This window comes from Streptacidiphilus sp. P02-A3a (genome assembly GCF_014084105.1).
Classification (GTDB): domain Bacteria; phylum Actinomycetota; class Actinomycetes; order Streptomycetales; family Streptomycetaceae; genus Streptacidiphilus.
The window spans coordinates 8,923,915-8,950,245 of sequence record NZ_CP048289.1 but is presented as its reverse complement, the minus strand read 5'-3'; the positions used below and the strand labels follow the sequence as shown (position 1 = coordinate 8,950,245).

The window sequence follows — 26,331 nt, the reverse complement described above, 5'->3', positions numbered from 1 at the left end:
CAGACTCGGCCGCATGACTGTGGATATCTCGCGGATCAACCCCGACCGGCTCCCGGGGCGACGCGAAAGAAGCTTTTCGAAAGAACTCTTTCGCAAGAGTTCTTTCGAAGCTACTCTCATGCCATGAGCACAGAGGACGGCGGCGACAAGGCCGCACCACGCAAGGTCTCGGATGCCAAGGCGCTGCGCGCGCTGGCGCATCCGACCCGGATCGACCTGCTCGAAGCGATCGGGCTGCGCGGCGCGCTCACGGCCACCGAGGCGGCCGAGATCGTCGGCGGCTCGGTGCCCAACATCGCGTACCACCTGCGGACGCTGGCCAAGCACGGGTACCTGGTGGAGGCGGAGCACGGCAGCGGGCGGGAACGTCCCTGGCGGATCGGCTCCATCGCCATCAGCACCGACGAGCAGGACCCCGACCCGGTCGCGGCCCATGCCGCGGAGGGGTTGGGCGAGGTCATGCTGGAGCGCGCGCTCAGCCGCTTCCGCCGGTTCCAGACCCTGCGCGACCAGTACCCCGACGACCAGCGCGCGGCGAGCGGCAGAAGCCAGGCCGTGCTCTTCGCCACGCCCGCCGAGATGGAGCAGGTGCAGGACGAGATCGTCGCGATCCTGATGCGGTTCGCTCCCCGCATCCCGGATCCCGGCCTGCGCCCCGAGGGGGCGGTCCCCTTCGAACTGCTCACGGTCTCCTACCCGTTCGAAACGCCAGGCGCCTCCGCCGGTGCCGCGACCCCAGACGCACCGACCCCAGACGCACCGACCCCACACGCGCCGACCCCAGATGCACCGACCCCCGCCGCGCCAGCCGAACCCGAAGGGTGACCACGCCATGCCCAAGCTGTTCGCCATACCCCGGATGCGCCTGTACTTCCTGAGCAACACGCTCAGCTCGATCGGTGACTACGCCCTCTGGCTCGCGGCCGGGATCTGGGTCAAGGAGCTGACCGGCTCGACCTCCCAGGCGGGCCTGTGCATGCTGTGCCTGATCGGCGGCACCCTGCTCTCGCCGCTGACCGGTGTGCTCGTGGACCGGGTGCGGCGCCGGCCGCTGATCATGGTCACCAACTCGGCCACCGGCCTGCTGGTCCTCACGCTGACCCAGGTGCACCACGCGAGCCAGGTCTGGCTGATCTTCCTGGTGATGTTCCTCTACGGGCTGGCCGCCGACATCTCCGGCTCGGCGATGACCGCGCTGCTGCCGAGGATGGTCCCGGAGGAGCAGCTGGGCAACGCCAACGGCCTGACGCAGGCGCTGACCCAGGGCCAGCGGCTGATCACCCCGGCGATCGGCGTGGGCCTGCTCGCCGCGTACGGCGGCGGCGCGGTGGCGATCATGGACGCGGCGAGCTTCGCGGCGGGTGTGCTCTGCTGGGCCTTCATCAAGGTCGAGGAGGAGAAGCCGGAGCCGTCCGGCGTGGACTGGCGCCGGGAGACCACGGCGGGCTTCCTGCACCTCGCCCGGACGCCGGTACTGCGGCAGTTGACGCTGGCGATGACCCTCAGCCTGTTCGTGATGGGCTTCTTCGAGACGCTGGGCATCGCCATCTCGACCGAGGGCCTGCACCACTCCGCGTCCTGGACCGGGGTCATCGTCACCGCGATGGGCCTCACCGGGATCGTCGGCGGGGTGTCCGCCGGGGCGGTGATGGGCCGGATCGGTCCCGGGCGGCTCACCGCGCTCGGGCTCGGCATCGCCGCCGTCGCCGCCCTGGTGATGACGGTGCGGGTGGACGCGGTCGTGATCGTCGGGGCGCTGCTGTTCGGCCTCGGACTGCCGTTCGTGATCGTCGGCGCGCTGACCGCGATCCAACTGAACACCCCGGGCGAGCTGTTGGGCCGGGTCAGCGGGGCCGACAACTTCCTGATCACCGCCGGGCAGTCGATCGGCATCGCCACCGGCTCGGGCCTGATCGCCGTCCTGCCCTACCGCGACCTGGCCTACCTCGCCGCCGCCCTGCTCGCCCTGGCCACCTGCTACCTGGTCACCCGGCCGGAACAGCGACAGGGGTCGGCCGGGCCGACCGAGAAGGAGCAACTCCCGGGCGCGGAGGCGCTGACGGTGGCACCCGGCCAGGCTCAGGAGAACGCCACGGCCTGATCACCCGCCCCCCGCGCGGCGCCCTGCGGCCTACCAGCGACCGGCCGCAGGGCGCCTACCTGGGCGGCGGGTTGCGACTCGCACCGTGCAGGGCTCCTTCAGGATGGCATGGACGTGCCAGGAGATCAGTGGCGGGAAACCGCCCGTACGGCTACCGCCAGCGGCGCACCGGAGTGACGGTGACTCTCCGCGCCCGTGCGGTCACGGAGAGGCTGATATGTTTCCCGGGTACCGCAGTTACCACCCGCGAAAGGCACTCTCGTGCGCACCCGAATCACCAAGGCAGTCACCCTCGTCGCCGCGTCCGCCGCCCTCCTCAGCGGTGCCGCGCTGGCCACCGCCGGGACGGCCGCCGCCGCCACGACGCACACCCTGCGTCCGGTCGCCTCCCGGATGGCCCCGCACCACCGGACCCCGGTCCGCACCGAGCGGGTCTGGGTCAAGGGCCACTACGTGACCGTGCGCGGGCGTCACGGCATCCGTCGCGAGTGGGTCAAGGGCCACTACGCCATCGTCGCGGTGCGCGGGCGCTGACCCTCGCGGCCTTACCGGCCGGGGCCCCCTCCGCTCCCCTCAGGAGCGCGGGGCCCTTCGCGCTGCGCGGAAATGTCGTACGTTTGGACCAATCCGTGACGGTGGCGGCCCCGAAGTGAGTTGAAGAAGCCCAGTCCCACGGAGGTGTCCATGCACGCGGCCGTACCAGGCGACCAGGTCGTCGACCCAGGTCCCGGGGCGTTGGAGAGCCTGCTGGACCGGGTCTCCCGAGGTGACCAGAAGGCCTTCGAGACCGTCTACCAGACCGTGGCCGCGCCGGTACTGGGGCTGGCCCGCCGACTGGTCCGCGACCCCGCGCAGTCGGAGGAGGTCGCCCAGGAGGTGCTGATCGAGGTCTGGCGCTGCGCCGCCCGCTTCGACCCGGCCAAGGGCAGTGCCATGTCCTGGATCATGACCCTGGCGCACCGCCGCGCGGTGGACCGGGTGCGCTCCGCGCAGGCGTCCACCGACCGCGAGCAGCGGGTCGCCGCCCGCGAGCACACGCCCGCCTACGACGAGGTCAGCGAGCAGGTGGAGCGCAGGCTGGAGCGGGAGCAGGTCCGGCGCTGCCTCAACTCGCTGACCGAGATCCAGCGTGAGTCGGTGCTGCTCGCCTACTACCGCGGCTGCACCTACCAGGAGACGGCCGACCTGCTCGGCGCGGCGCTCGGCACCGTCAAGACCCGGGTGCGGGACGGTCTGATCCGGCTCCGGGACTGCCTGGGGGTGGCCGCGTGACCACCGCCGACCTGCACACGCTGACCGGGGTCTACGCGCTGCACGCGCTCTCCGACCGCGAGTCGGCGGAGTTCGACCGGCACCTGGCGGTCTGCCCCGCCTGCACCGTGGAGGTGCGGGAACTGCGCGAGACCGCCGCCCGGCTCGCCCTGGCGGCAGCCGAGACCCCGCCGCCGGAGTTCCGCGCGCGGGTGCTCACCGCCGTCTCCCAGGTCCGCCAACTGCCGCCGCTGGTACCGGACTCGGCCACTCCCGGCTCGCCCTGGCGGCGGTGGCGGCAGCGGCTGCCGCAACTGGCCCTGGCCGCCTGCCTGGTGGTGGCGCTGGTCGCGGTCGGCGTGGCGGTCGACGTCGGCCACCAGTTGACCCGGCAGCGCTCGCTCACGGCCACCGCGCAGCAGCAGGCGGCGACCCTCAGCCAGCTGCTGGCCGCCCCCGACGCCGCTTTCCACAGCGGGCAGTTGACCGGCGGCGGTACCAGTACCGTGGTCTCCTCGGCCCGGCTCGGCCAGGTCGCCTTCGTCTACCACGACCTGCCCGGCCTGGCGGACGGCAAGGTGTACGAACTCTGGTACAGCCGGGGCGGGGTGATGGTGCCCGCCGGACTGGTCGACTCGTCGCCGTCGGGCGGCGCGAAGCTGCTCAACGGGTCCCCGGGCGGAGCGGCCGGGGTCGGCGTCACGGTGGAGCCCGCAGGCGGCTCGCCGAGGCCGACGACCGCCCCGATCCTGCTGGCGCCGCTGCCACAGGCCTGACCACCACCGGATCCTCCCCTCTCAGGCGGCAGCGCCGCCGGAAACGGAAGAAAGCTGATGCGAAGCCCCCGACTCCCGCACGGGCAGTCCCCGTTGACCATACTGGCGGCCCTCGACCGGCTGGCCCCCGACTTCCCCGGGGAGGCGGTGTGACCAGCGCTCCGCAGCGCACCGCCGCCCCGGCGACGGTGCGAACCGTCCTCGGCGACATCCCGGCCGACGAGCTGGGCGTCTGCGACTCGCATGACCACCTGTTCTTCCGCAGCCTGCGCTTCCCCGCCGAGGAGGTGATGGACGACGTGGCCGCGGCGACCGCCGAACTGCGCTCCTACGCCGAGCTCGGCGGGCGCACCCTGGTCCAGTGGACGCCCTTCGGCCTCGGCCGCAGGCCCGCACGGCTGGCTCAGGTCTCCCGGGCCACCGGGGTACACGTGGTCGCGGCCACCGGTCTGCACCAGGAGGCGCACTATCCGCCCGGGGTGGTCCGCCGCGCCCTGGAGGACGGCCTGACCGAGCTGTTCGTCCGCGAGCTGACCGAGGGCATGGCCGACCCGCGGTCGGAGGCCGAGGCCGACGCCGACAGTGAGGCCGACCCAAGCAGGGGCACGGACGCCGGTACCGCGCCCGCTGCCGCGCCGGTCCGGGCCGGGATGATCAAGGTCGCCGGAGCCTTCCACGTCCTGGACGCACACGCCCGCACGGTGATGGCCGCCGCCGCCGCGGCCCACCACGCCACCGGCGCTCCGATCGGCGTCCACCTGGAGCACGGCACGGCCGGAGCCGACGTGCTGGACCTGCTCTGCGACCATCTGTCGGTGCCGCCGGACCGGGTGCTGCTCGGGCACCTGAACCGCTTTCCCGAGTCCCGGCTGCATCGGGACCTCGCCGACCGGGGCGCGTTCCTCAGCTTTGACGGTCCGTCACCCGCCAACCAGGCCACGGACTGGCGGCTGCTGGACGCGCTGAACCACCTGCTGAAGGCGGGCCACGCCGGGCAGTTGCTGCTCGGCGGGGACACCACCACCGCCCGCGCCCGGGCGTCCACCGGCGGCGGTCCCGGCGTCCCCTACCTGCTCCGGCGGCTGCGTCCGAGCCTGGAGCGGGAGTTCGGCCCGGCGGTGGCGGAGCAACTGCTGGTCGCGAACCCGGCCCGGGCGTTCGCCGTCCGCTGGCCCGGCGGAAAGCCCGCCGGAATGCCCGCCGAAAATACCTGATCAACCGTCAGAAGGCGGACCCGTCAAGGCTGTTCGGGTCGCCGTGGCGGTCAGGGTGCCGAGTTCGAGACGTTCGGGCTGTCCGCGTACGCCTGTATCGGCGTCATGCCGACACCGTTCAGCGACACCGTGTACTGCGTGCTCACCGGGGCGCAACTGCCGGTCTGGTTGCCGGTCTGGTCGTGCGCCCCGGCCAGGGCGACCTGGGTGTTCGCCGGGGCCGGGGAGGCCTTGCCGCCGGGGAAGGAGGTCCCGCTGGTCCAGTCGCCGCCGATGACCAGGGTCAGCTCCGAGGCGGCGCCGGACTTCAGCGCGGAGCCGGGCAGGCCCAGGCTGGTGGCGACCTCCTTGGCCTCACCGGCCTGGCTGGCCGGGTAGCTGAGGGTGGTGCTGACCGCCGCGTCGGCCGCGTCGCCGGCGGTGCTGTCGGTGCTGTAGCCCTGGTTGACCAGCGCGGTGCGGATCGCCGAGGCGCGTCCGCTGACCGCGGTGCCGTTCTCCACCTGTACCGCGATGTCGGAGGCCGGGACGCTGGGCGCGGCGGTGGTGGGGGCGGCGGCGCTGGGCTTGACGCTGGCCGTGGCGCTCGCGGCGCTGGACTTGGCGCCGGTCGAGGTGGTCAGCGACTGGTCGTTGGCGATGGTGTTGAACAGCGTCTGCGCGCCGGGGGCGATCACCACCCGGGACGAGTTGGCCGGGTCCGGGGTGTTCTGCATGGTGGTGAAGGTGATCCGGTCGGTGGGGACCTTGTTCAGGTCGTCGGCGAGCCCGACCAGCTTGGGAATGCTGTCCAGGCCGGTGTCGACGGTGAGCGCCTTGGTCGCGGCGTTGGCCAGGTCGAGCACGGACAGCGGGTCCGCGAGGGTGTTGGCGCTCTTCAGCTTGTTGATCATCTGGGTCAGGAAGATGTGCTGGGCGTAGGTGCGGCCGAGGTCGCTGCCGTCGCCGAAGCCGTGCCGGGTGCGCAGGAACTCCAGCGCCGCGAGCCCCTTGAGGGTGTGCGTGCCCTGGGAGAGCTTGAGGTGCGAGTCGGGGTCGTAGACGTTGTTGCTGACGCAGACGTTGACGCCGCCGATCGCGTCGGACATGTTCACGACACCACTGAAGTCCACCATGGCGAAGTGGTCGATCGGTATCCCGGTCAGCTGCTGCACGGCGGCCACGGTGCAGCCGGGTCCGTACTGCAGGGTGCTGTTGATCATGCCCACGCCGCCGCCGAAGCTGGTCTGGTCCTTGGTGTCGGTGCAGGCGGGGAGGCTGGTCTCCAGGTCCCGGGGGATGCTCATCACCGTGGCGTTGCTGCGGTCCGCCGAGAGGTGCACCACCATCTCCACGTCGGCGTTGGCGCCGCCGCCGCCGTCCGCGCAGTCCCCGCCGATCGAGCAGTCGGCGGCGGTGTCGCGCGTGTCCGAGCCGAGGACCAGGATGTTCAGCGGGGTCCGGCCGAAGGCGTCCGGCTTCTCGGCGAGCGTCGACTTCTTGGTGCCGTTGTTCAGGTTGTCGGCGGTGATGTTGCCGTTGAGGTGCTGGTACTCGTAGTACGCCCCGCCCAGCCCGAGGACCAGCACGGTGGCGGTGGATATCGAGACGACCTTGACGATCTTCTTACGCTTGCCCTGGCGGCTCCGCCGTGCGGCCGCCCGCGACCCGCCGACCCCGTTGCTGCCGCCGCGCCTGGACCGGCCGCCCCTGGCCGACGGCTCCCGGTCCAGCGGGGCCTTGTCCAGCGGGGTCTTGGCCAGGGAGGTCTTGGCCAGCGGGTCGTCGGCGCCGGTGTCGCTCGCGGATCCGCCCGTCCTGGCGCGGCTCATGACCGCGCTCCCCGGTGCCCCGCTGCTGCGGCAGGCTGGCCCTTGCCCTGGCGGGCCGCTGGGAAGTCGCTCATGGTCAGGTCACATCCTTGGTACGCCGCACGCCCGGTTCGCGGACGACTGCTCTGACTGGCGGGGCGGACGGGCCCCTGGCCGAGGTGTCCACCGTGGTCACGGTGGACACCGGGGTGCGCGGGCCTGCCTGGGCGACCCGGGCAGTTGGGTTCAACTGGAGCGCAATCTAGCAAGCGTTCCTGAGGAATTCATAAGGGATGTGGTTCGATCTGTGCTCGGAGGGGGAGTCGGTGGGGGAAAAGTCCATTCTGTCACATGCTCGAATAGATGCTCGCGCTGAGGGCGGGGCTGTTCGAACAAATGAACGTTGACGGGGATGCCCACAGTCTCGGAAAATGGTATGGCCCGCACCTTGCCATGCCCGAAGGGTTATGTACGGCCTTGATAGTGATCGATGCTGTGACGAAGCGATACCCCGGTGGCACCACGGCTGTGGATCGACTGACGTTGGAAATTCCGGACGGTTCCATCACTGTGCTGGTCGGCCCCTCGGGCTGTGGCAAGACGACCACCCTGCGCATGATCAACCGGATGATCGAGCCCACCGAGGGCCGGATCACCCTGGACGGCCAGGACATCCGGGAGCGCCCGGTCAACGCCCTGCGCCGGTCCATGGGGTACGTCATCCAGCACGCCGGGCTGTTCCCGCACCGGACCATCGTGGAGAACATCGCCACCGTGCCCAGGCTGCTCGGCTGGGACCGGCGCAAGGCCCGCGCCCGGGCGATGGAGCTGATGGAGCGGGTCGGCCTCGACCCCGCCCTCGCCCGGCGCTACCCGTACCAGCTGTCGGGTGGCCAGCAGCAGCGCGTCGGCGTCGCCCGCGCCCTCGCCGCCGACCCGCCGGTGATGCTGATGGACGAGCCCTTCTCCGCCGTGGACCCCATCGTCCGCAAGGGCCTGCAGGAGGAACTCCTGAGGATCCAGTCGGAGTTGGGCAAGACCATCGTCTTCGTCACCCACGACATCGACGAGGCCACCAGCATCGGCGACATGGTCGCGGTGCTGCGCAAGGGCGGCAAGCTCGCCCAGTTCGCACCCCCGGCCGAGCTGTTGTCCGCCCCCGCGGACGAGTTCGTCGAGGACTTCCTCGGTCTGGACCGCGGCATCCGCCGGCTCTCCTTCTTCACCGCCGCCGGTCTGGAACTGACCGCCAAGCCCATCGTCGCGGTGGACAGCGACGCCGACCAGATCACCGCCCGGCTGCTGCCGCAGACCCCGTACGTGCTGGTCACCGACACCGAGGGGCGCCCGCTGGGCTGGGCCGACGGCAAGCGGCGGGCGGCCGGCGGCACCGAGCTCGTCCCCTTCGGCCACAGCTTCCGGGCCGGACGCGACTCGCTGCGCGCCGCTCTCGACTCCGCCGTGCTCTCGCCCACCGGCTGGGCCGTCGCGGTCGACGCGGACGGGCGCGCGGTCGGGGTGGTGGCGCAGGAGACCATCGCCGCCGCCATCCGCACCGCCCACGCCGAACGCGCCGCCGCCGAACCGGCCGACACGGTACCGCTGGTCGGCCCCAGAGGCCCCCAGCCGGACTCGAAGGCCCAGGGCCCGAAGGCCCGGACCGGGGATGTGCCGGTCCGATGAGCAGCTTCTTCACGATGCCCAGCGACCTCCAGCACAGCTATCTCGGACTGGTCGCCTGGCATCTCCAACTGGCCATGATCCCCGTGCTGTTGGGTCTGCTGATCGCGCTGCCGTTCGGCCAGCTCTGCGTCCGCTTCCGCTGGCTGTACGCGCCCATGCTCGGGGTCACCACCGTCCTGTACGCGATCCCGTCGCTCGCGTTCTTCGTGGTGCTGATCGACTGGACCGGCCAGAGCGACACCACCGTGATGATCCCGCTCACCATCTACACCCTGGTGATCCTGATCCCGGCGATCATCGACGGCGTCCGCTCGGTTCCGCCGGAGACCCACGCCGCCGCCACCGCCATGGGCTTCGGCCCGGCGCGCCGGTACTTCCAGGTCGACCTGCCGATGGCGGTCCCCGCCATCGTCGCCGGGCTGCGGGTGGCCACCGTGTCCAGCATCAGCCTGGTCAGCGTCGGCGCGCTGATCGGCAACCAGGGGGCGCTCGGCAACCTGCTGGAGGACGCCACCCAGTACCACCGCCCGATCCTGGCCTGGAGTTCGGTCATCACCACGGCCGTCCTGGCGATCCTCATCGACGGTCTGCTGGTGCTGCTGCGCCGGCTCCTCACCCCCTGGGCGGCGCGGTGAACCTGTTTCACTACATCGGTGTCTTCTACGGCGACAGCGCCAACTGGAGCGGGGCCAACGGCATTCCGCAGCGGCTCTGGGAGCACGTGCTCTACACGCTGATGGCGCTCGGCATCGCCGCCGCCATCGGCCTGCCGATCGGCCTGGTCACCGGCCACACCGGACGCGGCGGCAACGCGCTGGCGTTCCTGGCCACCGCCGCCCGGGCGCTGCCCAGCTTCGGCCTGCTGGTGCTGCTGACCCTGCTGATGGGCCTCGGCCTGACCCCGGTGATGGTGCCGCTGGTGGCCCTGGCGGTGCCGCCGATCCTGGTCACCTCGTACGAGGCGGTGCGCGGCGCCGACCGCTCGCTGGTGGACGCGGCCCGGGGGATGGGCATGGGCCCGCTGCGGGTGCTGTTCCAGGTGGAGATCCCGGTGGCGCTGCCGCTGATCCTCAGCGGGATCCGCTCGGCGGCCGTGCAGATCGTCTCCACCGCGACCATCGCCGCGTACGTCTCCTTCGGCGGCCTCGGCCGCTACATCGTCGACGGCCTCTACCAGGAGGACTACAGCAAGGTGGTCGGCGGGGCGACCCTGGTGGCCGGTCTGGCGCTGCTGACGCTGGGTCTGTTCTGGCTGCTGGCAAGGGTGTTCGTGTCACCCGGGGTCAGGCGCAGTCGCTAGCCGGCGCGCCGCTCCGGGGTCGGACCCGGAGCGGCGCGGGGGTGTCGGCTGTCGGCTGGGCTCAGCGTTCGGCGCGGGCCAGCGCGAGTTCCAGCACGACCAGCAGCGCGTCGCGCACGGAGCCCCGCTCCCGGGCGTCGAACAGCACCAGCGGGACGCCCTCGCCCACGTCCAACGCCCAACGCACCTCGTCCAGATCGTGGTCGAGGCTGCCGTCGAAGACATTGACCCCGATCGCGAACGGCAGGTTGCGGTTCTCGAAGAAGTCCACGGCGGCGAAGCAGTCGTCCAGGCGGCGGGTGTCGACGATGACCAGGCCGCCGAGCGCGCCCTCCACCAGGTCGTCCCACATGAACCCGAAGCGGTCCTGACCGGGGGTGCCGAACAGGTACAGCTTCAGTGTCGGGTCCAGCGTGATGCAGCCGAAGTCCATGGCCACGGTGGTGGTGGTCTTGTGCGGGGTGTGCGTGAGGTCGTCCACCCCGGCCGCCACCGCGGTGATGCTGGCCTCGGTGGTCAGCGGTTCGATCTCCGATATCGAGGCCACGGTGGTGGTCTTGCCGACGCCGAAGCCGCCCGCGATGACCATCTTCACCGGCAGCGGCGGGCGCAGCTGCGGGCCGGACTGCCACCCCGTGCCGTTGTGGGCGGTCGGGCCGCCGGGGACGTCGGACGCGGCGGCGCTAGGCGGGGCGGTTGCCACGCGGAAGCCCTCGGGAGTCGGGGACGGCGCGGAGACCATCGATAACCCTTCGCAGTACGGATACATCCTGGGCGGTGTTGGCCTGGGGGACGTAAACGGCCAACTGTCGTGCGCTGTGCAGGTCTCCGGCGATGACGCGAACCACGTTGAGGTGCAGCCGGAGCCGGGCGGCGAGCTCGGCCAGCGACTGCGGCACCCGGCAGGCGGCGACGATGGCCTGGCGTTCGAAGGCCAGGCCGTCGAGAGCCGCCAGCCCCTCGGCGGTCGCGACCACCTGGGTCTCCAGCGGCAGCGGGGGATCGCCGCTGCCGTTGCTGCCACCGGCCACCCGGCCCGCGGTGAGCAGGAACGGCCGCAGCGCCAGACTGCTGCGCCCGGACGGCTGCCGCTCCTCGTCACCGGCGAGGTCACCGGCGAGGTCACCGGCGAGGTCACCGGCGCGGTCACCGGCGCGGTCACCGGTGGCGTCAGCCGTGGCGTCACCGGCCCCGACGCCGGATGCGTCCGCTGCCGGGTCGGCCGCGGCGGGCGGGGGAGCGGGCGGCGGCTCCGGGTCGTCCTCGGCCATGACATAGGGGCGCAGCGGGCGGACGGCCCCAGCCTGCGGGGAGCCCTGCGCGCCCTCGGCGGGCGGTGCGCTGGCCACGATCCATGTCCTCTCATACGGCCCCCGTAGCTGACGGACCTGCTGCGGTCGGTTGATGCGCGTGCGGCCGCCGGTTCAGCGGTTGACCGGTGCGCCGACGCCGTTCTTCAGCTCGATGATCAACTGCGGGCTGAGCGCGGCCCCGGCGCGGTTGGCGAACAGCGTCATCTCGTAGGCGATGTTGCCCAGCTTGGCCTCCTTCGAGGCGACCACGCCGAGCACCGAGCCGTGACCGATCGCGGAGACCAGCAGGTGGCCGCCCTCCAGGTCGATGATCACCTTGTTGAGCGCGCCCAGACCGTAGTTGCCGGAGGCTCCGGCGGCCAGGCTGGTGATCCCGGACACGATCGCGGCCAGCCGCTCGGAGTCCGCGTGGTCGCGCAGCCGGGAGACGGCGATCAGCAGTCCGTCCGAGGACACCGCGATGGCGTCGACGACTCCGGCCGTCTCGGTCGCGAAGCGGTTCAGCAGCCAGGTGAAGTCGGCGGCGGCGCTGCGCAGGTCGGCGGTGGGCTCGTTGGGGCTGTTCTCTGTGGGCGTGGTCATGAGCCCGTTCCTTCCGGACGTTCTGGTGTGCGTGGATCGTTCTGGATGCTGTCGAGCTCTGCGCGGCGAACGGCTTCCTCGAACTCCTCCATGGAGTCCCGCACGGCCTCGGCGTCCACCATCCGGGGCGCGGCGGCCGACGGCGCGGCCTCGGGACGTCCCTCCAGCGTGGCCCCGCGCACCCGGCGGCGCAGGCCGCCCGGCGTCGGCGCGGCGGGCGCGGGCTCGGCGGTCGGTGCCGGTGCCGCCGGTGCCACTGCCACCGGTGCCTCGGCGCGCGGTGCCTCGGCGCGCGGTGCTTCGGCGGCCGGGCGGGCGGTGTCGGTCGGGGCGCTGTCGGCGGCGGCGTGGCTGTGCACCGGCTCGTCCAGCGGGCGGCGCGGGGCGCGGCGCGGCAGCCCGCCCCCCGGCGCGGGCGCAGCCGCGGGCGCCGGGGCGGGCCCGGTGACGGCGACGGACGCGGTCACCGGCTCCGGAGCGGCCGCCGCCACCGGGATCGCCGCCGGGGCCGGGGCCGGTGCCGCCGCCTGCGGCCGGGGCGCGGCCGGGGCGGCGGCCAGCAGCTCCACCGGCACGGTCACGGTGCTGGTCACGCCGCCGCCCGGGGTCCGGGCCAGGGTGACCGTGATGCCCCAGCGCCGGGCCAGGGTGCCCACCACGAACAGGCCGAGGACCTTGGTCGGCACCAGGTCCAGCCGCTCCCGGCGGACGAGCCGGGCGTTCTCCTCGGCCAGCCGGTCCGAGCCCATGCCGAGTCCGTGGTCCACGATCTCCACCACGGCCCGGCCGCCCGGCGCGCTGCGCACGGTCACCTCGACGTCGCTGTGCGCGGGGGAGAACGAGACCGCGTTCTCCAGCAGTTCGGCCAGCATCAGCACCAGGTCGCCCAGCGCGTCCGGGGACACCGAGGCGTCCGCCTCGGCGGTCAGCGAGACCCGCTGGTAGCCCTCGATCTGTCCGAGCGCGGCCCGCACCGCGTGGGTCACCGGCGCCGGACGCCCGTCGAGTTCGGTCTCGCGGATGCCCGCCAGCAGCATCAGGCTGTCGGCGTTGCGCTGCATGCGGACCGCGATGTGGTCGATCCGGTACAGCCGTTCCAGTAGCTCCGGGTCGGTCTCGCTGCGCTCGGCCGCGTCGATCAGCGAGAGTTGACGGGTCGTCAGGTTGCTGACCCGGCGGCCGACGTTGCCGAACATCTCGGCTATGTTCCGGCGGCTGGTTATCTGGCGCTCCAGCAGGCCCGCCGCGGTGACCTGGACCTGGTTGAACGCTCCGGCCAGGGTGCCGATCTCGTCGTCGGCGAAGACCGGCACCGCCTCCAGCCGGGGTGGGCTCTCGTCCTGGCTGTCGTCGTCGGCGACCCGGGCCAGCTCCTGCCGGGAGACCTCGGCGACCTGGCGGGCGGCCGAGGTGAGCCGCTGCACCGGCCGCACCACCGAGTGCCGGATCAGCACCGACAGCGTCAGCCAGGTGGTGAACACCAGCAGTGCCAGCGCCAGCAGCAGCGCCGCGCGCCATCCGGCGTCGGCGGCGTCGTGGTCCGCGCTGGAGGCGATCTGCTGCGCCAGCGCCTGCACCGTCCGCTGCCGGGCGGCCGCCTCCTGGGCGATCGTCGGGTACAGCAGCAGGGCCTGCGGGACGCCGGTGGCGGTGTCGCCGGTCAGCGCGCTCGGCTCGTCCTCCAGCACCGAGTAGGCGTCGGTCAGCTTGCTCTGCCAGGGGTTGTAGTCGACGCCGCCCAGGGCGGTGTTCTGGGCGGCGTCGGTCAGCTCGTCGAAGCGCTCTTCCTGGTACTGGTACTGGTTGAGGTCGCCGACGGTGGCGACGAACTCGATCAGTGCCTCGGAGTCGTCGGTCTCCGCGGAGAGCAGGCCGGTCTCGTAGGCCGCGTGGGCGCTGTCGGCCCGCAGCAGCGCGTCCAGCGTCTGCGACAGAGTGATGTTGCCGCTGCGGTTGCTGGTCAGGCCGAGGCCGTCCACCAGCGCCTCGGCGGCGGAGTCGTAGGCGGAGTCGATGTTGTCGGCGGCCATGCTGCCGGTGGTGATCTGCGAGCGGACCTCGTCGAGGTTGGTGACCAGGTCCAGCGCCTGGCTCTCGGCGGGCGGGATCGCCGATCCGAAGGCGCCGCTGACCACCAGCACCTGCGCGTCGGTGGCCTGCTGGGCCGCGCCGTAGGCGTTGAGGCTGATCGGCGCGGAGCTGTGCGACATGCCCTTCAGGTCGTAGCGCGTCCACAGCAGGATGGCCTGCTGCTGCTCGGCCCTGACGTCGTCGTTGAGCAGCGCGACCTCGGCGCTGCGGCGCACCAGCTGGGCCTGGTCGCCGGTGGAGGCGGCCTGGCTGAGCTGACCGGCGATGATCACGCCGACCAGCAGCGAGATCACCACGACCGGCACCACGACCAGGGTGTTGAGCTTGCGCCGGAACGGGGTGCGGTCCAGGCCGCGGCCGATCCTGGCCCGAAGTCCGGGCTCCAGCAACTCGATCGGCTCGGTCGCCGGCCCCTCCGGCGAGCCGGTGGGCTTGGCCGCCGCGGCTGCCGCTCCGGGCGGCGTCGGGGCACCGGATCTCTCCGGATGCGCGTCCAGGGGGGACATGCGGGGCTCCTCGGTCGGCGCCGTGCCTGTGAACTGACGAAGTGTCATCAGTCTGACGAATCGGACACTCGCTCCCCCGAACGCGTGATCGTGCGGAGACTACCTGCTGGAGACGCGTCTTGTCAGAGTGGGCCCTGTGAACATTGTGATACGAAGTCATCAAGAGGCTTCCGCAACCCAGCGGAGCAGACCAGTATCTCTGAGGTACGGAATTTGGCTGCCACTGGCCAGGCGGATCGGACGGTCCGCGAGATCACGGCCTCCAACTCGCCCTTAACTCTTGAACATCCGGAATGGAACAGTGACTACAACCAGTACCAGCGGCCACTTCACTCGTATAGCCGCGCTCCTCGTCGCCTCTGCCGCCGCCGTCAGCCTCACCGCCTGCGGGTCGTCGTCGAAGTCGACCAGTAGTAATCCGCTCGCGCCCGCAGCGACCGCCTCCGCCGGCTCTATCGTCATCGGCTCCAACAACTTCCCGGAGAGCACGCTCCTCGCGGACATCTACGGCGTGACGCTGAAGGCCCAGGGCATCAAGGTGTCCTACAAGTACAACATCGGCAGCCGCGAGGTGACCTACGGCCTGCTGAAGAACGGCGACGTCCAGCTGATGCCGGAGTACAACGGCGCGCTGCTGGCGTACCTGGACAAGAACGCGACGCCCACCAGCGTGGACGAGACCGACAGCGACCTGTCCGCGAAGCTCGCGCCCGGCCTGGAGATCCTCACCCCCTCCGCCGCGCAGGACAAGGACTCGCTGACGGTCAACGCGCAGACCGTCGCCAAGTACCACCTGACGTCCAGCTCCACCATCGCCGACCTGGTGCCCTACGAGAACGACCTCACCCTCGGCGCCGCACCGGAGTTCCAGACCCGGGAGGAGGGCCTGATCGGCCTCGCCGCCGTCTACAACCTCAAGTTCAAGGCGTTCAAGGCGCTGGACGCCGGTGGCCCGCTCACCGAGGGCGCGCTCAAGGCCGACAACATCCAGGTCGGCGACGTCTTCTCGACCGACAGCACGATCAGCGCCGACGGCTGGATCGCGCTGCAGGACCCGAAGGACCTGTTCGGCTTCCAGAACGTGCTCCCGGTCGGCCAGAAGGCCGCGCTGACGCCCACCGTGGTCTCGGCCCTGAACGCGGTCTCCGCGAAGCTGGACACGCCGACACTGCTGCGGCTCAACACCGAGACCGGCGCCCAGGGCGCCGACCCGCTGACGGTCGCCACCACCTGGCTGAAGTCGGTCGGCCTCCCGGCCTGAGCGGTACCCCGCAGCACCGCGTTCCCTCCCGTGCCGCCCGTCGCCTCCCGGCGACGGGCGGCACGGCCGTTTCCGGGGCCCGGCGGCGCGCGGCCGCTCAGTCCAGGTCGTCGCAGCGGCCGAGGGCGTCCGGCTGGTGCTCCTCGACCCGGCGCAGCATCCGCCCCAGGTGTCCGGCCAGCACCGCGCGCTCCTCGGTGGACGCGTCCTGGAGCAGGTCCTCCTCGAACACCGCCGCCATCCGCATCGACTCCAGCCACTTCTCCCGGCCGAGCCGGGTCAGCTCGATGATCACCCGGACCCGGTTGCTCTCGTCCCGGCTGCGGGTGACCAGCCCCGCCGCCGCCATCCGGTCGATCCGGTGGGTCATCGCGGCCGGGGTCAGCCCGAGCCGCTTGGCCAGCTCGCCGGGGCCGAGCCGGTAGGGGCTGCCCGCCACTATCAGCGTCTTCAGCACCTCCCAGTCGGCCGAGCCGATGCCGAGGTCGGCCAGCTGCCGCCCATAGGCCACCGACATCCGCCGGGCGAGCCGGGACATGGTGCTCACGATCGTCTCGACCTGCGGGTCCACGGTCGGAAACTCGCGCTGGTACGCCGCCACCTGCTCGCTGATGTCCAGCTCGGACGCCTGGGCGAGGGGTGTGGGCGGGTGCTCGGTCATGCCTCAAGTGTATAGCGTTGCGTTCTGAAGACTTTAGTAGTGTACTCTTTGATGAGAAATTGGCACGAGAGCGGAAGGCGGTGCAGCATGACCCGCACGTTGCGGCAGCAGAAGAGGCAGGCAGGACAGCCCTGGAACAGCGGAAGGAACGGAGCGGTCGCGGCCACGCTGCGCCGGGTCCAGATCGGGAACGCGCTCAGCGCCTTCGGCAGCGGCTTCACCGTCCCCTACATGTTCGTCTACGTGGACCAGGTCCGCGGCCTCGGCTCGATGACCGCCTGGCTGATGTTCACCGTCTTCGCGCTGGCCGCCCTCGCCGTGCTCCCGTTCAGCGGACGCGGCATCGACCGCTGGGGCCCGCGCCCGGTGCTGGTCGTCGGCGCGGTCACGGCCGCCCTCGGCGCCTTCGCCTTCGGGCACGCCACCGGCAGCCCGCACATCCTGGCCGCGGCGTTCCTGTTCGGCGCGGGGGTCACCACCGTGCAGCCGGCCCTGGCCACGATGATCGTCCGCTGCTCCACCCCGGCCACCAGGTCGCACGCCTTCGCGCTCCAGTTCACCCTGGTCAACCTGGGGATGGGGATCGGCGCGATGATCGGCGGCCAGATCGTGGACGTGAACCGGCCGTCCAGCCTGACGCTGCTGTTCAGCATCGAGGGGCTGATGTTCCTGGTGCTGGCCGCCGTGGTCGGCGGCGTCCGGATCCCGGCCGCCCCGCCGGTCCCGGTCACCGCGCGGACCCCGGCCGCGGCCGGGTCGGCCTCGGGTTCCGGGTTCCGCGGGCTGCTCGCGGACAAGGCGATGATCCGGGTCTGCCTGCTGGCCGGGCTGATCTTCTTCACCTGCTACGGCCAGTTCGAATCCGGCGTCGCCGCCTACGCGACCAGCGTGGTCGGCACCTCACCGTCGGTGCTCGGTCTGGCACTGGGCGCGAACACCCTGGTCATCGTGCTGGTGCAGATGATCGTGGTGCGGATCACCGCCCGCCGTCGGCGCAGCACCGCCATCGCCGCCACCGGCCTGGTCTGGCTCGCGGCCTGGGTCATGGCGGCCCTCGCCGGGCTGATCCACGCCGACGCGGTGGCCGCCACCGTGGCCATGGTCAGCGTCTACGCGCTGTTCGGCATCGGCGAGGCGCTGCTCGCGCCCACGCTCGGGCCGATCGTCGCCGACCTGGCCCCGACCCGGCTGCTCGGCACCTACAACGCTGCCTTCGCGCTGGTCAAGCAGGTCGCGGTGGCGATGGGCCCGGCGGCCGGCGTACTGCTGGTCGGTGCGGGCGCCTCGGCCGCGTACCTGCTGGTGATGGCCGGGTGCACGGTGTTGATCGTGGCCATGGCGCTGCGGCTGCGGCACCGGCTCAGCCCGCTCCAGGACAACGCGGTGCACCCGGAGCGGATCGTGGCCGCCGCCGCGCCCCGCCCGGTCCCGGCCTACGAGTCGGTGGCCTGAGCGGGCCCGTCGAGACTCCGGCCCTGGCCGCCCCGTCCCCCGGCGGGACGGCCAGGGCCGGTGCTGCCGGTGAATTCAGGGGGTCCGGCCGGTGAACAAGGGCCGCCCGGCGACAGAGGGTCTACAGCCCTGTAGTACTTTCTGACTGCCCAGTGTTTGATTTCCCTGTCTGCTGAAGGCCGTCGATGTCCGTCCTCACGTACCCAGAAGCGATCGGCGTCGGCCTGCTCCAGGGCGTCACTGAGCTCTTCCCCGTCTCCAGCCTCGGCCACAGCATCCTGGTGCCCGCCCTGATCGGCGGCTCCTGGAAGCGGGACCTCAGCGTCTCCAGCCCCGGCTCCCCCTACATGAACGTGCTGATCGGCCTGCACCTGGCCACGGCCCTGGCGCTGGTCGTGTACTTCTGGCGGGACTGGGTGCGGGTGATCAGCGGCCTGTTCAGCTCCATACGCGAGCGCCGGATCGAGACCGCCGACCAGCGGCTGGCCTGGCTGCTGATCGTGGCGACGGTCCCGGTCGGCGTCGTCGGCCTGGTCCTGGACAAGGTGTTCAAGGACGCGCTCTACACGCCGATGGTCGCGGCGGTCTTCCTCACCCTCAACGGCGCGGTGCTCTACATCGCCGAGCGGCTGAAGCGCGGCGGCAGCGGACGCCGCCGGGCCGGGGACGCCACGGTGACCGAGACCGGCCCGGACGGTCAGCCGCTGCACCCCGACCGGGTGTCCGACCAGCGGATCACCGCCAAGCTCGGCTGGAAGCAGGCGCTGCTGGTCGGCGGCGCGCAGATCCTGGCGCTGCTGCCCGGCATCAGCCGCTCCGGCGTCACCATGAGCACCGGGATCTTCAAGGGCCTCCGCCACGAGGACTCGGCCCGCTTCGCCTTCCTGCTGGCCACCCCGGTCATCGGCGCCGCCGCGCTGCTCAAGGTCCCGAGCCTGCTCGGCCACGCCGGTGACGGCATCCGGGGACAGGTGCTGGCCGGTTCGGTCGCGGCCTTCTTCGCCGGGTACGTCGCGGTCCGCTTCCTCACCAAGTACTTCGAGACCCGGACGCTGACCCCGTTCGCGATCTACTGCACCCTCGCTGGGCTGGGCAGCCTCGCCTACCTGGGCCTGAGCTGAGCCCGACCCGACCTCGGCTGGTTTCACCCGAGCGGGTGGTTGCCGCGCGGCGGCCCGACGATGCGCCGGGCGCCCCGCCGCCGACCTGATCAACTGATCGCCGGGGCGGTCGGCGCCCCGGAGTCGGATGCGGAGGGTCCCGCCATGACCGCCCTCGGAGCCGTTCGGCGGGCACTGGCCTGCACCCTGACCGGCGCCCTGCTGGTGCTCGCCCTGGGCGGCTGCGTCACCGTGACCGGCCGCCGCACCGCCGCGGCCCACAGCCCGCGCACGCCCTCCGACGAGAGCGTCGGCCTGGCCCGCCCCTTCCCCTCGCTGCCCGCGGTCGCCCTGGCGCCGGTCCCGGACGGCTACGACCCGTCGGCCGACGCCTCCGCCGCCATCGACCGGGCGCTGGCCGCCGCCCGCAGGGACGGCCGACCGGTACTGGTCGACTTCGGCTCCTCCTGGTGCGCCGACTGCCAGGCCATGGCCGCGCTGATCCGCACCGCGGGCCTGCACCAGGTACTGGCCCGGAACTACCACCTGGTCACCGTCGACGTGGGCCGCTTCGACCACAACCTGCGGCTGGCCGAGCGCTACGTGCCGGTGGAGGTCAGCGGCATCCCGGCGGTGGTGGAGCTGGCCCCGGACGGCAGCCTGCTCCAGGGCGACAACGAGGGCCGCTTCGCCGACGCCCGGACCCTCGGCGCCGACCAGGTCGCCGACGTCCTGATCAGCTGGCTCTACCCGAGGACCCGGAACGACGACTGACCGCCCATCCGCCTCCTCGGTCCACAGCCCGCTCCAGCGGATCCTCGCCGGTTCACCCGCCCGCTTGGTGCGCGCACCTCCCTGAGCCGGGGGGTCGGACGCTAGCGTGGCGTGGTGGTGACCAACGAGGGTGCGACAGCGGGCATGGGGCGGCTGGACGAGGTCGTCGTGGACTGCGCCGATCCGGTGCGGCTGGCGCGGTTCTGGGCCGCGCTGGTCGGCGGCTGCCCGGTCGACCGGGAGTCCGACTGGTCCTACGTGGATCCGCCCGACGGACAGCCCCGACTGGCCTTCCAACTCGTCCCCGAGGGCAAGCAGGGCCGCAAGAACCGGCTCCACCTGGACATCGACGTCGCGGACATCGCGCAGGCCCGCGCGGCCCTGGTCCAGCTCGGGGCGGTCGCGGTGGGGGAGGTCCAGCAGGACGACCAGGGGGCCTTCCAGGTCATGCTGGACCCGGAGGGCAACGAGTTCTGCCTGGTGCGCTGATCCGGACAAAAGGCCCGTATGTACCGTCAGATCCCAGCTGGGTTCCCGAACCACTTGGAATCAACCGTGTCTAGGATTAACGTTTGATAACGCAGCACGAAGTTCTGCCGTTCGACGAGCGGCGTCGTGCTCTGTCGCCTAATCCTGCTGGGCGCCGCATCCCGCGGTGTCCAGGAGCCGGGGAACCATGTACCTGGGGTGAATCAGCCGCGAGGCTGTAGGGGACCTTCCTCCCCGAACCCGTCAGCTAACCCGGTCGGCGCTAGGGAAGGAAAGGAGCACGCCGATCGTGGCGTCGTACCAGTCCACTTGGGCACCCGTGCAGCCCGAGGCGCCGCAGCGCCCCGCGGGGATCGCGCCCTCCGCCGTTCTCGGACTCGCGGCCATGGCCGCGGTCGGCGCCACCGGCGCGATCGGCCTGGCCACTCCGGCTCGGGCAGCGACCATCAGTGACTCCCTCGCCACCGGGGCCAAGCCCTCGCTGAGCGTCCGGGACCACTTCTCCGGAGAGCTGCCCGCCGGGGCCACCGCGCTCAGCGGACGCGCCACCGACCCCGGGACGGCCCTGGCCGACCGGATACGCACCCAGGCCGCGCAGCAGCGCGCCGACGCCGGGGACACCGCCCGCAGGCAGGCCGCCCAGGTCGCAGCCGCCAAGCTGGCGGCCCGAGCTGACGCCGAGACAGCCGCGGCCCAGGCGCAGGCCCAGGCCGCAGCCCAGGCGCAGGCCCAGGCCGCGACCGAGGCGGAAGCCCAGGCCAAGGCCGAGGCAGCGGCCCACGCCGCCCAGGCGGCAGCCCACGTCCAGGCCCAGGCGGCAGCCCAGGCCGAGGCCGAGCGGGCAGCGGCCGCGCAGGCGGCGGCCGAGGCGCAGCAGCTGGGCCCCCTGGTCGCCCCGGTGCAGGGCGCGGTGGTCGGCGCGGGCTTCGGCCAGTCCGGGAGCTACTGGGCGCAGCTGCACACCGGCCTCGACCTCGCCGCCCCGAACGGCACTCCGGTGGTGGCCATCGGCAAGGGCGTCATCGCCTCGGCGGGCTGGGCCGGTTCCTACGGCTACCGCGTCGTGGAGACCCTGCCCGACGGCACCGAGCTCTGGTACTGCCACCTGTCCGCGATCGGGGTCGGCGCGGGCGAGGTGACGTCGGGTCAGCCCATCGGCCGGGTCGGCGCCACCGGCAACGTCTCCACCATCGCCGGTCCGCACCTGCACCTGGAGGTCCGCCCCGGCGGCGGCGAGCCGATCGACCCGGCCACCTGGCTGGCGGAGCACGGGCTCACCATCTGATCCGTCGTCCGGTCCGTCCGGTGCGTCCAGGCTGACCCTGTCACTCGGCCCGGCCGGTGGCGTGCTCCGGTAGGAGCCGCCGCCGACCGTGCCGAGTGCGTTCCAGCTGTCCGGGCGGAACCTCAGCCGCGGCGGTCGGCGGCGGCCCAGGAGGCCACCGCCACGCCGCTCGCGACGGTGAGCACGGACGGCCACGCGCCGAGCTTCTTGGCCAGCGGGTGCGAGCCCGCGAAGGCCGCCACGTACAGGCCGGTCAGCGCCACCGCCGTGGTCGGGCCGGCGGCCCGCTTCCACTGGGTGGCGGCCACCGCCCCGGCCGCCAGCAGGGCGACGCCGCCGAGCTCACGCTTCTTGGTGGCCCGCGCGACCCCGAAGCCGCCGATCAGCCCGGTCGCCGCGACCAGGGAAGAGGGAATCCGTGCCATGTCTCTACGACCTCCTGCGATAGTCCTCTCAGCACCCTAACCCCGCGCTCCCCGAGCCCATTCCGGGGCGTCAGTTGGTCCGGGTGTTGTGCAGGTGGAGGCCCATGTAGCCGATGTAGATCCGGCCGGTCCCCGAGCAGTCGTCGTGGTAGTGCAGCCGGGGGGCCGTGCCGCCACCGCCTATCCGCAGGTGGGCGCCCATGAACACCTCGCCGGTCGGATTCACCGCGACCGGGACCGGCAGCTCCCGCTCGGTCTTCCACTTCCCGTGCGAGCGGACCGTCCGCGACTCGTCCCGGATCACCTTCCGCGGCGGGAAGGGATGGCACGCCGCCGGGGTGTTCTCGCACCAGCGCCGGAAGTCCCCGTTGGACTCGCCCTGGACCGCCGCCTCCGCGTAGTCCTGCAGCGCGAGCAGCGCGTCCCAGGCCATCCGCACCCAGGTCGGGTGGTCGGTCTGCTGGTCCAGGTCGCGGGTCAGCCGGGCGTCACCGGTGAAGCGGAGCAGCGGGAACTCGCCCATCCGCTCCAGCAGCTCGGCGAACGAGGCCGGATCGGTCAGCGAGTCCCGGTCCGGCTGCGGGGCGTGCGGCAGGTCCGGATAGCCGACGGCGGCGAGCCGCCCGCGCAGCGAGCGCACCTCGGTCCGGGCCTCGCGCAACTCGCTGTACTGCTCGTCGTACTCGGCCGCGAGCTCCGACTCGCGCTCCTCCGCCGCCCGCAGCCAGCGGCGGACCTCCTGGATCTCACCGGCCCTGGCCCGCTCTTCGAGCGCCTCCTCCTCGTGCGTGTCCACCAGCAGCGATCCCGGCTGCACGCCGTCGATCTCGGCTCCGCTGTCGGTCAGCCCCCGGGCCCGCAGCGGCGGCAGCGCGGCCAGCGCGTCCGGCAGCGGCGTCTGCACCGCCAGCCGCCGCGGCAGCCAGGCCAGCAGACCGGACGCGCGGCGCAGGTCCGTCTCGAAGGTGTGCCGCGCCATCACCCGGTGCCGCTGGGCGTCCGGCTGCCAGGCCGGGTCGAGGCCGGGGAGGTAGGTGCGTACCGCGCCGCCGAACACCCGGTGGTGCTCCAGCGTCCGGTTGAACTCCCGCTCGGCGCCGGGGGCCAGGGCGTACAGCACGGCCAGACCGGCGCAGCCGCGCAGCAGCGGGTCGACCGTCTCGGCCAGCCAGTCGTCGAAGTCGGTGTGGGCGGGGGTGCTGGCCACCACGATCGGCAGCCGCCGGTCCGGGTCGCACAGCTCGTCCAGGACCTCGTCCAGGTCGCCGCGCTCGATCACGGTGGGCATCGCGTGCAGCGCGGCCGACCCCTGGTGCTCGCCCTCGGTGCCGGAGAGGACGTCCAGCAGGCCGCGGGCCAGGGTCGGCACCGGCGCCTTGGCCATGGCCACGCCCCGCGCGGGCAGCAGTTCGGCGTCCAGCCGTACCCAGGTGCGCCCGCCGGTGGGGGTGCTCACGGTGAGCGAGGTCTGCCAGATGCCCTGGAGCGTGAACTCACGAAGCCGCCAGCGCGCGAGTGATTCCTTCGCGCCCTTCGCGCCGCGCACGCGCTCCTTCAGTGAGCAGTCCAGGACGGCCTGCGCGCCGACTCGATGTCGGCCCTCCTCCGCCACCGGACCCTCGTAGTGCTGCGTCTTCAGCCAGTGCCGGACCTGCTCCTCGGCCATGGAGACGGTGTCTCTGTGGACATGGCCGCTGGTCATAGCCATGCGATAGATGCCATCCGTCATCCGCGGGCCTCCTGACGCATTGTCGGCGTCCCGCACCAGAAGGTGCGGATAAAAAGGACAACGCAGGGAGTGACCCGGATGGTTCCGAAGCAATCGGGGGACAGTCGCCCGGTGCGATCAGTGCGACGGATGCGCGGGCGGATGGTGCGGCTCCGGCGGCGCCACCGCGGGCTGCGGGTGCGGATGCGGCTGGTACGGGTGCGGTTGCTGCGGGCCCCGGTGCGGCGGCGGGTAGCCGCTGCCCGGCGCCGGCTGCGCCGGCAGCTGCGCCCCCGGCGCCCCGGCGTATCCCGCCGTTGGGTACCCGGGACCGGCGTATCCGGGGCCCGGATACCCGGCCCCGGCCGGGCGCGGCGGGTACGGCTGCGGCGGGACGCCCGGGTACCCGTAGCCGTACGCCGGGCGCACCGGCGGGTGCAGCCGCTGCCACTCCTGCGCGCCGACCCGTGCCAGCACGTCGGCGACGGCCGTCCGCCGCTCCCACAGGTGGTGCAGCAGCTCCTGCTCGCGCTCCGGGAACTCCGCGCCGACCAGCCCCCGCTCGGCGCGCTGCCGCAGGAACGCCAGCGAGGTCGCGAAGCCCAGGTACTCCCGCATCGTCCGGCCGCCGTCCCGGCCCAGGGTGAACCTGGCCAGGTCCAGCACCTGCCTGCGGGTCCGCATGGACGACAGCACCAGCGGCACCGGCGCGCTGACCCAGCCCGCGCTCGCGTACACCGGCAGCTGCCGCCCCACCGTCCGCAGCTCACTGCGCCGGGACCAGATGGCCAGCCACACCATCAGCCCGAACACCGGCACCATGAACAGGAAGTACACGCCGATGAAGCCCAGCGAACCCAGCGCCGACGAGCCGTTCCAGCTGCCGTGCATGAACATCGCCACGACCCAGCCGCCGATCGGCGCGAGCACCTTCAGCCAGCGCTTGCGGGTCATCGCGGCGATGCCGAAGCCCACCCCGGTCATCGAGGTGAACAGCGGATGCGCGAACGGCGACATCACCTCGCGCGCGATGAAGGTGACGACGGTCTCCTCCAGCCCCAGCCCGTCGTTGCGTCCGTCGAGCACCGAGCGGCCGAGGTAGAGGATGTTCTCGGTGAAGGCGAAGCCGGTCGCGGTGAAGCCCGCATACACCACGCCGTCGACGATGCCGCTGAAGTCCTTGCGCCGGAACAGGAACATCAGCAGGATCGCGGAGCCCTTGACGCTCTCCTCGACCAGCGGCGCCACCAGGCTCGCGCCGAGCGTCTGCCCGCCGGTGATCTGGTGGCTGATCAGCAGGTCGGTGGCCCAGGTGTTGGCGAAGATCGCCACCAGGGTGGCCGCGCACGACCCCCAGCCGAAGCAGAACAGCAGGTTGCGCAGCGGCTTGGGCTCGACCCGGTCCAGCCAGTAGAACGCCGCCAGCACCAGCGGCACCGGCAGCACCGCCAGGCACATCCCGATGACCAGGCCGGAACCGCCGGTCTGTCCCTCGACCTTCCACAGGATGCCGGCCCCGCACAGCAGCAGCACCACGGTCAGCGCGGTCAGCCGCAGCGCCTTGCTCTCGAACAGGCCCCGGCGCGGGCGGTAGCGGAAACGGTGCGGGAGGCTGAAGTCGGGGCTCGGATCGGCCTGCGGCACCGGGTACGAGTCAGCGGCCGGAGCCGGGGATATGTCGTCGGCGGGTACGGACGGGTCGGGCTGGGTGCTGCTCACTGTAAGACTTTAGCGGTGCCGCCGACCGGCGGGTACGGCGTTTCCGCTGTTCTTTCGGCCACGGAGGTAGCGCCCCGGCGGGCGGTCAGCGCCGCCGGAACAGCAGGTCCTGCACCACGTGTCCCTTGTCCAGACCCTGCTGTTCGAACTTCGTCACCGGCCGCCAGTCGGGGCGCGGCGCGTAGCCGCCGCCGTCCGGGTGCAGGTTCTCCAGCTCCGGCGAGGCCGTCAGCACTTCCAGCATCTGCTCCGCGTACGGCTCCCAGTCGGTCGCGCAGTGCACCAGCGCGCCCGGGCGCAGCCGGGAGACCGCGAGGGCGACGAACTCGGGCTGGATCAGCCGCCGCTTGTGGTGCCGGGCCTTGGGCCACGGGTCGGGGAAGTAGACGCGCAGCCCGGCCATGCTGCCGGGGGCCAGCTGGTCGCGCAGCAGCACCACCGCGTCGCCCTCGGCCAGGCGGACGTTCTCCAGACCGCCGGACTCGATCCGGCGCAGCAGGTTGCCGTGCCCGGGGGTGTGCACGTCCACCGCGAGGATGCCGGTGGCCGGGTCGGCGGCGGCCATGTCGGCGGTGGCGTCGCCCATCCCGAAGCCGATCTCCAGCACCACCGGCCGCTCGGCGTTGTCGAACAGCTGGTCGAGGTCGAGCAGGCCCTCGCCGTCGACGCGTATCCCGTACGCCTTCCAGAGCCGCGCCAGCGCCCCCCGCTGGGCGTCGCTCATCCGCCCCTTGCGCGGGTGGAAGCTGCGGATCCGCCGCTCCGAGTGCAGCGCGGCGGGGACGGGCGTACCGAGGGTGACGTCGTCGACGCACACGGGGGCGGCTGGGGGAATGGGGTGCCTGGTCAC

General features: G+C 72.3%; 25 protein-coding genes and 1 riboswitch. Of the genes, 15 read left to right on the top strand and 10 right to left on the bottom strand.

The annotated features are described in order from the left end of the window. Positions 1-123 precede the first annotated feature (123 nt). The 6 genes from GXP74_RS38060 (at position 124) to GXP74_RS38035 (ending at position 5,342) form a co-directional block, all read left to right on the top strand. Positions 124-825: a helix-turn-helix transcriptional regulator gene (locus GXP74_RS38060; RefSeq protein ID WP_182455742.1), complete on the top strand. Its 702-nt coding sequence runs from the start codon at positions 124-126 to the stop codon at positions 823-825. A 7-nt stretch (positions 826-832) separates the two neighbouring features. Then, positions 833-2,101 (top strand): MFS transporter, encoded by a 1,269-nt coding sequence (locus GXP74_RS38055; RefSeq protein ID WP_182455741.1) that lies wholly within the window; start codon positions 833-835, stop codon positions 2,099-2,101. A gap of 261 nt (positions 2,102-2,362) precedes the next feature. Then, on the top strand, positions 2,363-2,635 hold the full coding sequence (locus tag GXP74_RS38050) for a hypothetical protein (protein WP_182455740.1): 273 nt from the start codon (positions 2,363-2,365) through the stop codon (positions 2,633-2,635). Between the two features lie 150 nt (positions 2,636-2,785). Beyond that, the gene (locus GXP74_RS38045; protein WP_182455739.1) at positions 2,786-3,373 is read left to right on the top strand and encodes a sigma-70 family RNA polymerase sigma factor; all 588 of its coding nucleotides are present in this window, start codon (positions 2,786-2,788) and stop codon (positions 3,371-3,373) included. Then, the gene (locus GXP74_RS38040; RefSeq protein WP_182455738.1) at positions 3,370-4,128 is read left to right on the top strand and encodes an anti-sigma factor domain-containing protein; all 759 of its coding nucleotides are present in this window, start codon (positions 3,370-3,372) and stop codon (positions 4,126-4,128) included. The genes GXP74_RS38045 and GXP74_RS38040 overlap by 4 nt, the downstream gene beginning before the upstream one ends. A gap of 149 nt (positions 4,129-4,277) precedes the next feature. Next, a complete protein-coding gene (locus GXP74_RS38035) occupies positions 4,278-5,342 on the top strand; it encodes a phosphotriesterase (protein ID WP_182455737.1) in 1,065 nt (354 codons plus the stop codon). 50 nt (positions 5,343-5,392) lie between these two features. Here the strand turns inward: GXP74_RS38035 and GXP74_RS41725 are convergent, their stop codons facing one another. Then, a complete protein-coding gene (locus tag GXP74_RS41725) occupies positions 5,393-7,153 on the bottom strand; it encodes an LCP family protein (RefSeq protein WP_182455736.1) in 1,761 nt (586 codons plus the stop codon). A 456-nt stretch (positions 7,154-7,609) separates the two neighbouring features. On the opposite strand from GXP74_RS41725, the gene GXP74_RS38025 reads away from it, so the two are divergent. The 3 genes from GXP74_RS38025 to GXP74_RS38015 are packed head-to-tail and all read left to right on the top strand — an operon-like array spanning position 7,610 to position 10,115. Continuing rightward, positions 7,610-8,815: an ABC transporter ATP-binding protein gene (locus GXP74_RS38025; RefSeq protein ID WP_225448479.1), complete on the top strand. Its 1,206-nt coding sequence runs from the start codon at positions 7,610-7,612 to the stop codon at positions 8,813-8,815. Beyond that, positions 8,812-9,450, top strand: coding sequence for an ABC transporter permease (locus tag GXP74_RS38020; protein WP_182455734.1), 639 nt, complete (start codon positions 8,812-8,814; stop codon positions 9,448-9,450). Before GXP74_RS38025 ends, GXP74_RS38020 begins: the two co-directional genes overlap by 4 nt. Next, the gene (locus GXP74_RS38015; RefSeq protein ID WP_182455733.1) at positions 9,447-10,115 is read left to right on the top strand and encodes an ABC transporter permease; all 669 of its coding nucleotides are present in this window, start codon (positions 9,447-9,449) and stop codon (positions 10,113-10,115) included. The genes GXP74_RS38020 and GXP74_RS38015 overlap by 4 nt, the downstream gene beginning before the upstream one ends. A gap of 61 nt (positions 10,116-10,176) precedes the next feature. Here GXP74_RS38015 and GXP74_RS38010 read toward each other — a convergent pair whose 3' ends face one another. The 4 genes from GXP74_RS38010 to GXP74_RS37995 form a co-directional block, all read right to left on the bottom strand. Next, positions 10,177-10,704 carry an ATP/GTP-binding protein gene (locus GXP74_RS38010; protein WP_225448750.1) on the bottom strand — a complete coding sequence of 176 codons (528 nt, stop codon included), beginning with the start codon at positions 10,702-10,704 and terminating at the stop codon, positions 10,177-10,179. Positions 10,705-10,798: 94 nt separating this feature from the next. After that, on the bottom strand, positions 10,799-11,182 hold the full coding sequence (locus GXP74_RS38005; RefSeq protein WP_225448749.1) for a DUF742 domain-containing protein: 384 nt from the start codon (positions 11,180-11,182) through the stop codon (positions 10,799-10,801). 357 nt (positions 11,183-11,539) lie between these two features. Further along, positions 11,540-12,010, bottom strand: coding sequence for a roadblock/LC7 domain-containing protein (locus tag GXP74_RS38000; RefSeq protein WP_182455731.1), 471 nt, complete (start codon positions 12,008-12,010; stop codon positions 11,540-11,542). After that, positions 12,007-14,607, bottom strand: coding sequence for an ATP-binding protein (locus GXP74_RS37995; RefSeq protein WP_182455730.1), 2,601 nt, complete (start codon positions 14,605-14,607; stop codon positions 12,007-12,009). The genes GXP74_RS38000 and GXP74_RS37995 overlap by 4 nt, the downstream gene beginning before the upstream one ends. Positions 14,608-14,908: 301 nt before the next feature. On the opposite strand from GXP74_RS37995, the gene GXP74_RS37990 reads away from it, so the two are divergent. Further along, entirely contained in the window at positions 14,909-15,868 is a 960-nt protein-coding gene (locus GXP74_RS37990) for an ABC transporter substrate-binding protein (RefSeq protein WP_182455729.1), read from the top strand. Positions 15,869-15,965: 97 nt separating this feature from the next. On the opposite strand, the gene GXP74_RS37985 is transcribed toward GXP74_RS37990, so the two are convergent. Beyond that, positions 15,966-16,529: a MarR family winged helix-turn-helix transcriptional regulator gene (locus GXP74_RS37985; RefSeq protein ID WP_182455728.1), complete on the bottom strand. Its 564-nt coding sequence runs from the start codon at positions 16,527-16,529 to the stop codon at positions 15,966-15,968. 87 nt (positions 16,530-16,616) lie between these two features. On the opposite strand from GXP74_RS37985, the gene GXP74_RS37980 reads away from it, so the two are divergent. From GXP74_RS37980 to GXP74_RS37960, 5 genes are all read left to right on the top strand, one after another. Beyond that, positions 16,617-17,981, top strand: coding sequence for an MFS transporter (locus tag GXP74_RS37980; RefSeq protein WP_182455727.1), 1,365 nt, complete (start codon positions 16,617-16,619; stop codon positions 17,979-17,981). 185 nt (positions 17,982-18,166) lie between these two features. After that, the gene (locus tag GXP74_RS37975) at positions 18,167-19,102 is read left to right on the top strand and encodes an undecaprenyl-diphosphate phosphatase (RefSeq protein WP_182455726.1); all 936 of its coding nucleotides are present in this window, start codon (positions 18,167-18,169) and stop codon (positions 19,100-19,102) included. 144 nt (positions 19,103-19,246) lie between these two features. After that, complete coding sequence (locus GXP74_RS37970; RefSeq protein ID WP_182455725.1) at positions 19,247-19,855, top strand: co-chaperone YbbN; 609 nt, start codon at positions 19,247-19,249, stop codon at positions 19,853-19,855. Between the two features lie 114 nt (positions 19,856-19,969). Next, positions 19,970-20,344, top strand: coding sequence for a VOC family protein (locus GXP74_RS37965; RefSeq protein WP_370468513.1), 375 nt, complete (start codon positions 19,970-19,972; stop codon positions 20,342-20,344). A 142-nt stretch (positions 20,345-20,486) separates the two neighbouring features. Continuing rightward, positions 20,487-20,621: riboswitch (cyclic di-AMP (ydaO/yuaA leader) on the top strand. A 12-nt stretch (positions 20,622-20,633) separates the two neighbouring features. Continuing rightward, a complete protein-coding gene (locus tag GXP74_RS37960; RefSeq protein ID WP_182455724.1) occupies positions 20,634-21,629 on the top strand; it encodes a M23 family metallopeptidase in 996 nt (331 codons plus the stop codon). Between the two features lie 122 nt (positions 21,630-21,751). Here the strand turns inward: GXP74_RS37960 and GXP74_RS37955 are convergent, their stop codons facing one another. From GXP74_RS37955 to trmB, 4 genes are all read right to left on the bottom strand, one after another. Then, positions 21,752-22,054, bottom strand: coding sequence for a hypothetical protein (locus tag GXP74_RS37955; protein ID WP_182455723.1), 303 nt, complete (start codon positions 22,052-22,054; stop codon positions 21,752-21,754). Positions 22,055-22,124: 70 nt separating this feature from the next. Continuing rightward, a complete protein-coding gene (locus tag GXP74_RS37950) occupies positions 22,125-23,762 on the bottom strand; it encodes a hypothetical protein (protein ID WP_182455722.1) in 1,638 nt (545 codons plus the stop codon). Between the two features lie 138 nt (positions 23,763-23,900). Beyond that, positions 23,901-25,481, bottom strand: coding sequence for a PrsW family intramembrane metalloprotease (locus GXP74_RS41980; RefSeq protein WP_304940930.1), 1,581 nt, complete (start codon positions 25,479-25,481; stop codon positions 23,901-23,903). 85 nt (positions 25,482-25,566) lie between these two features. Beyond that, complete coding sequence (gene trmB / locus GXP74_RS37940; RefSeq protein ID WP_225448748.1) at positions 25,567-26,316, bottom strand: tRNA (guanosine(46)-N7)-methyltransferase TrmB; 750 nt, start codon at positions 26,314-26,316, stop codon at positions 25,567-25,569. Between the last annotated feature and the right edge of the window lie 15 nt (positions 26,317-26,331).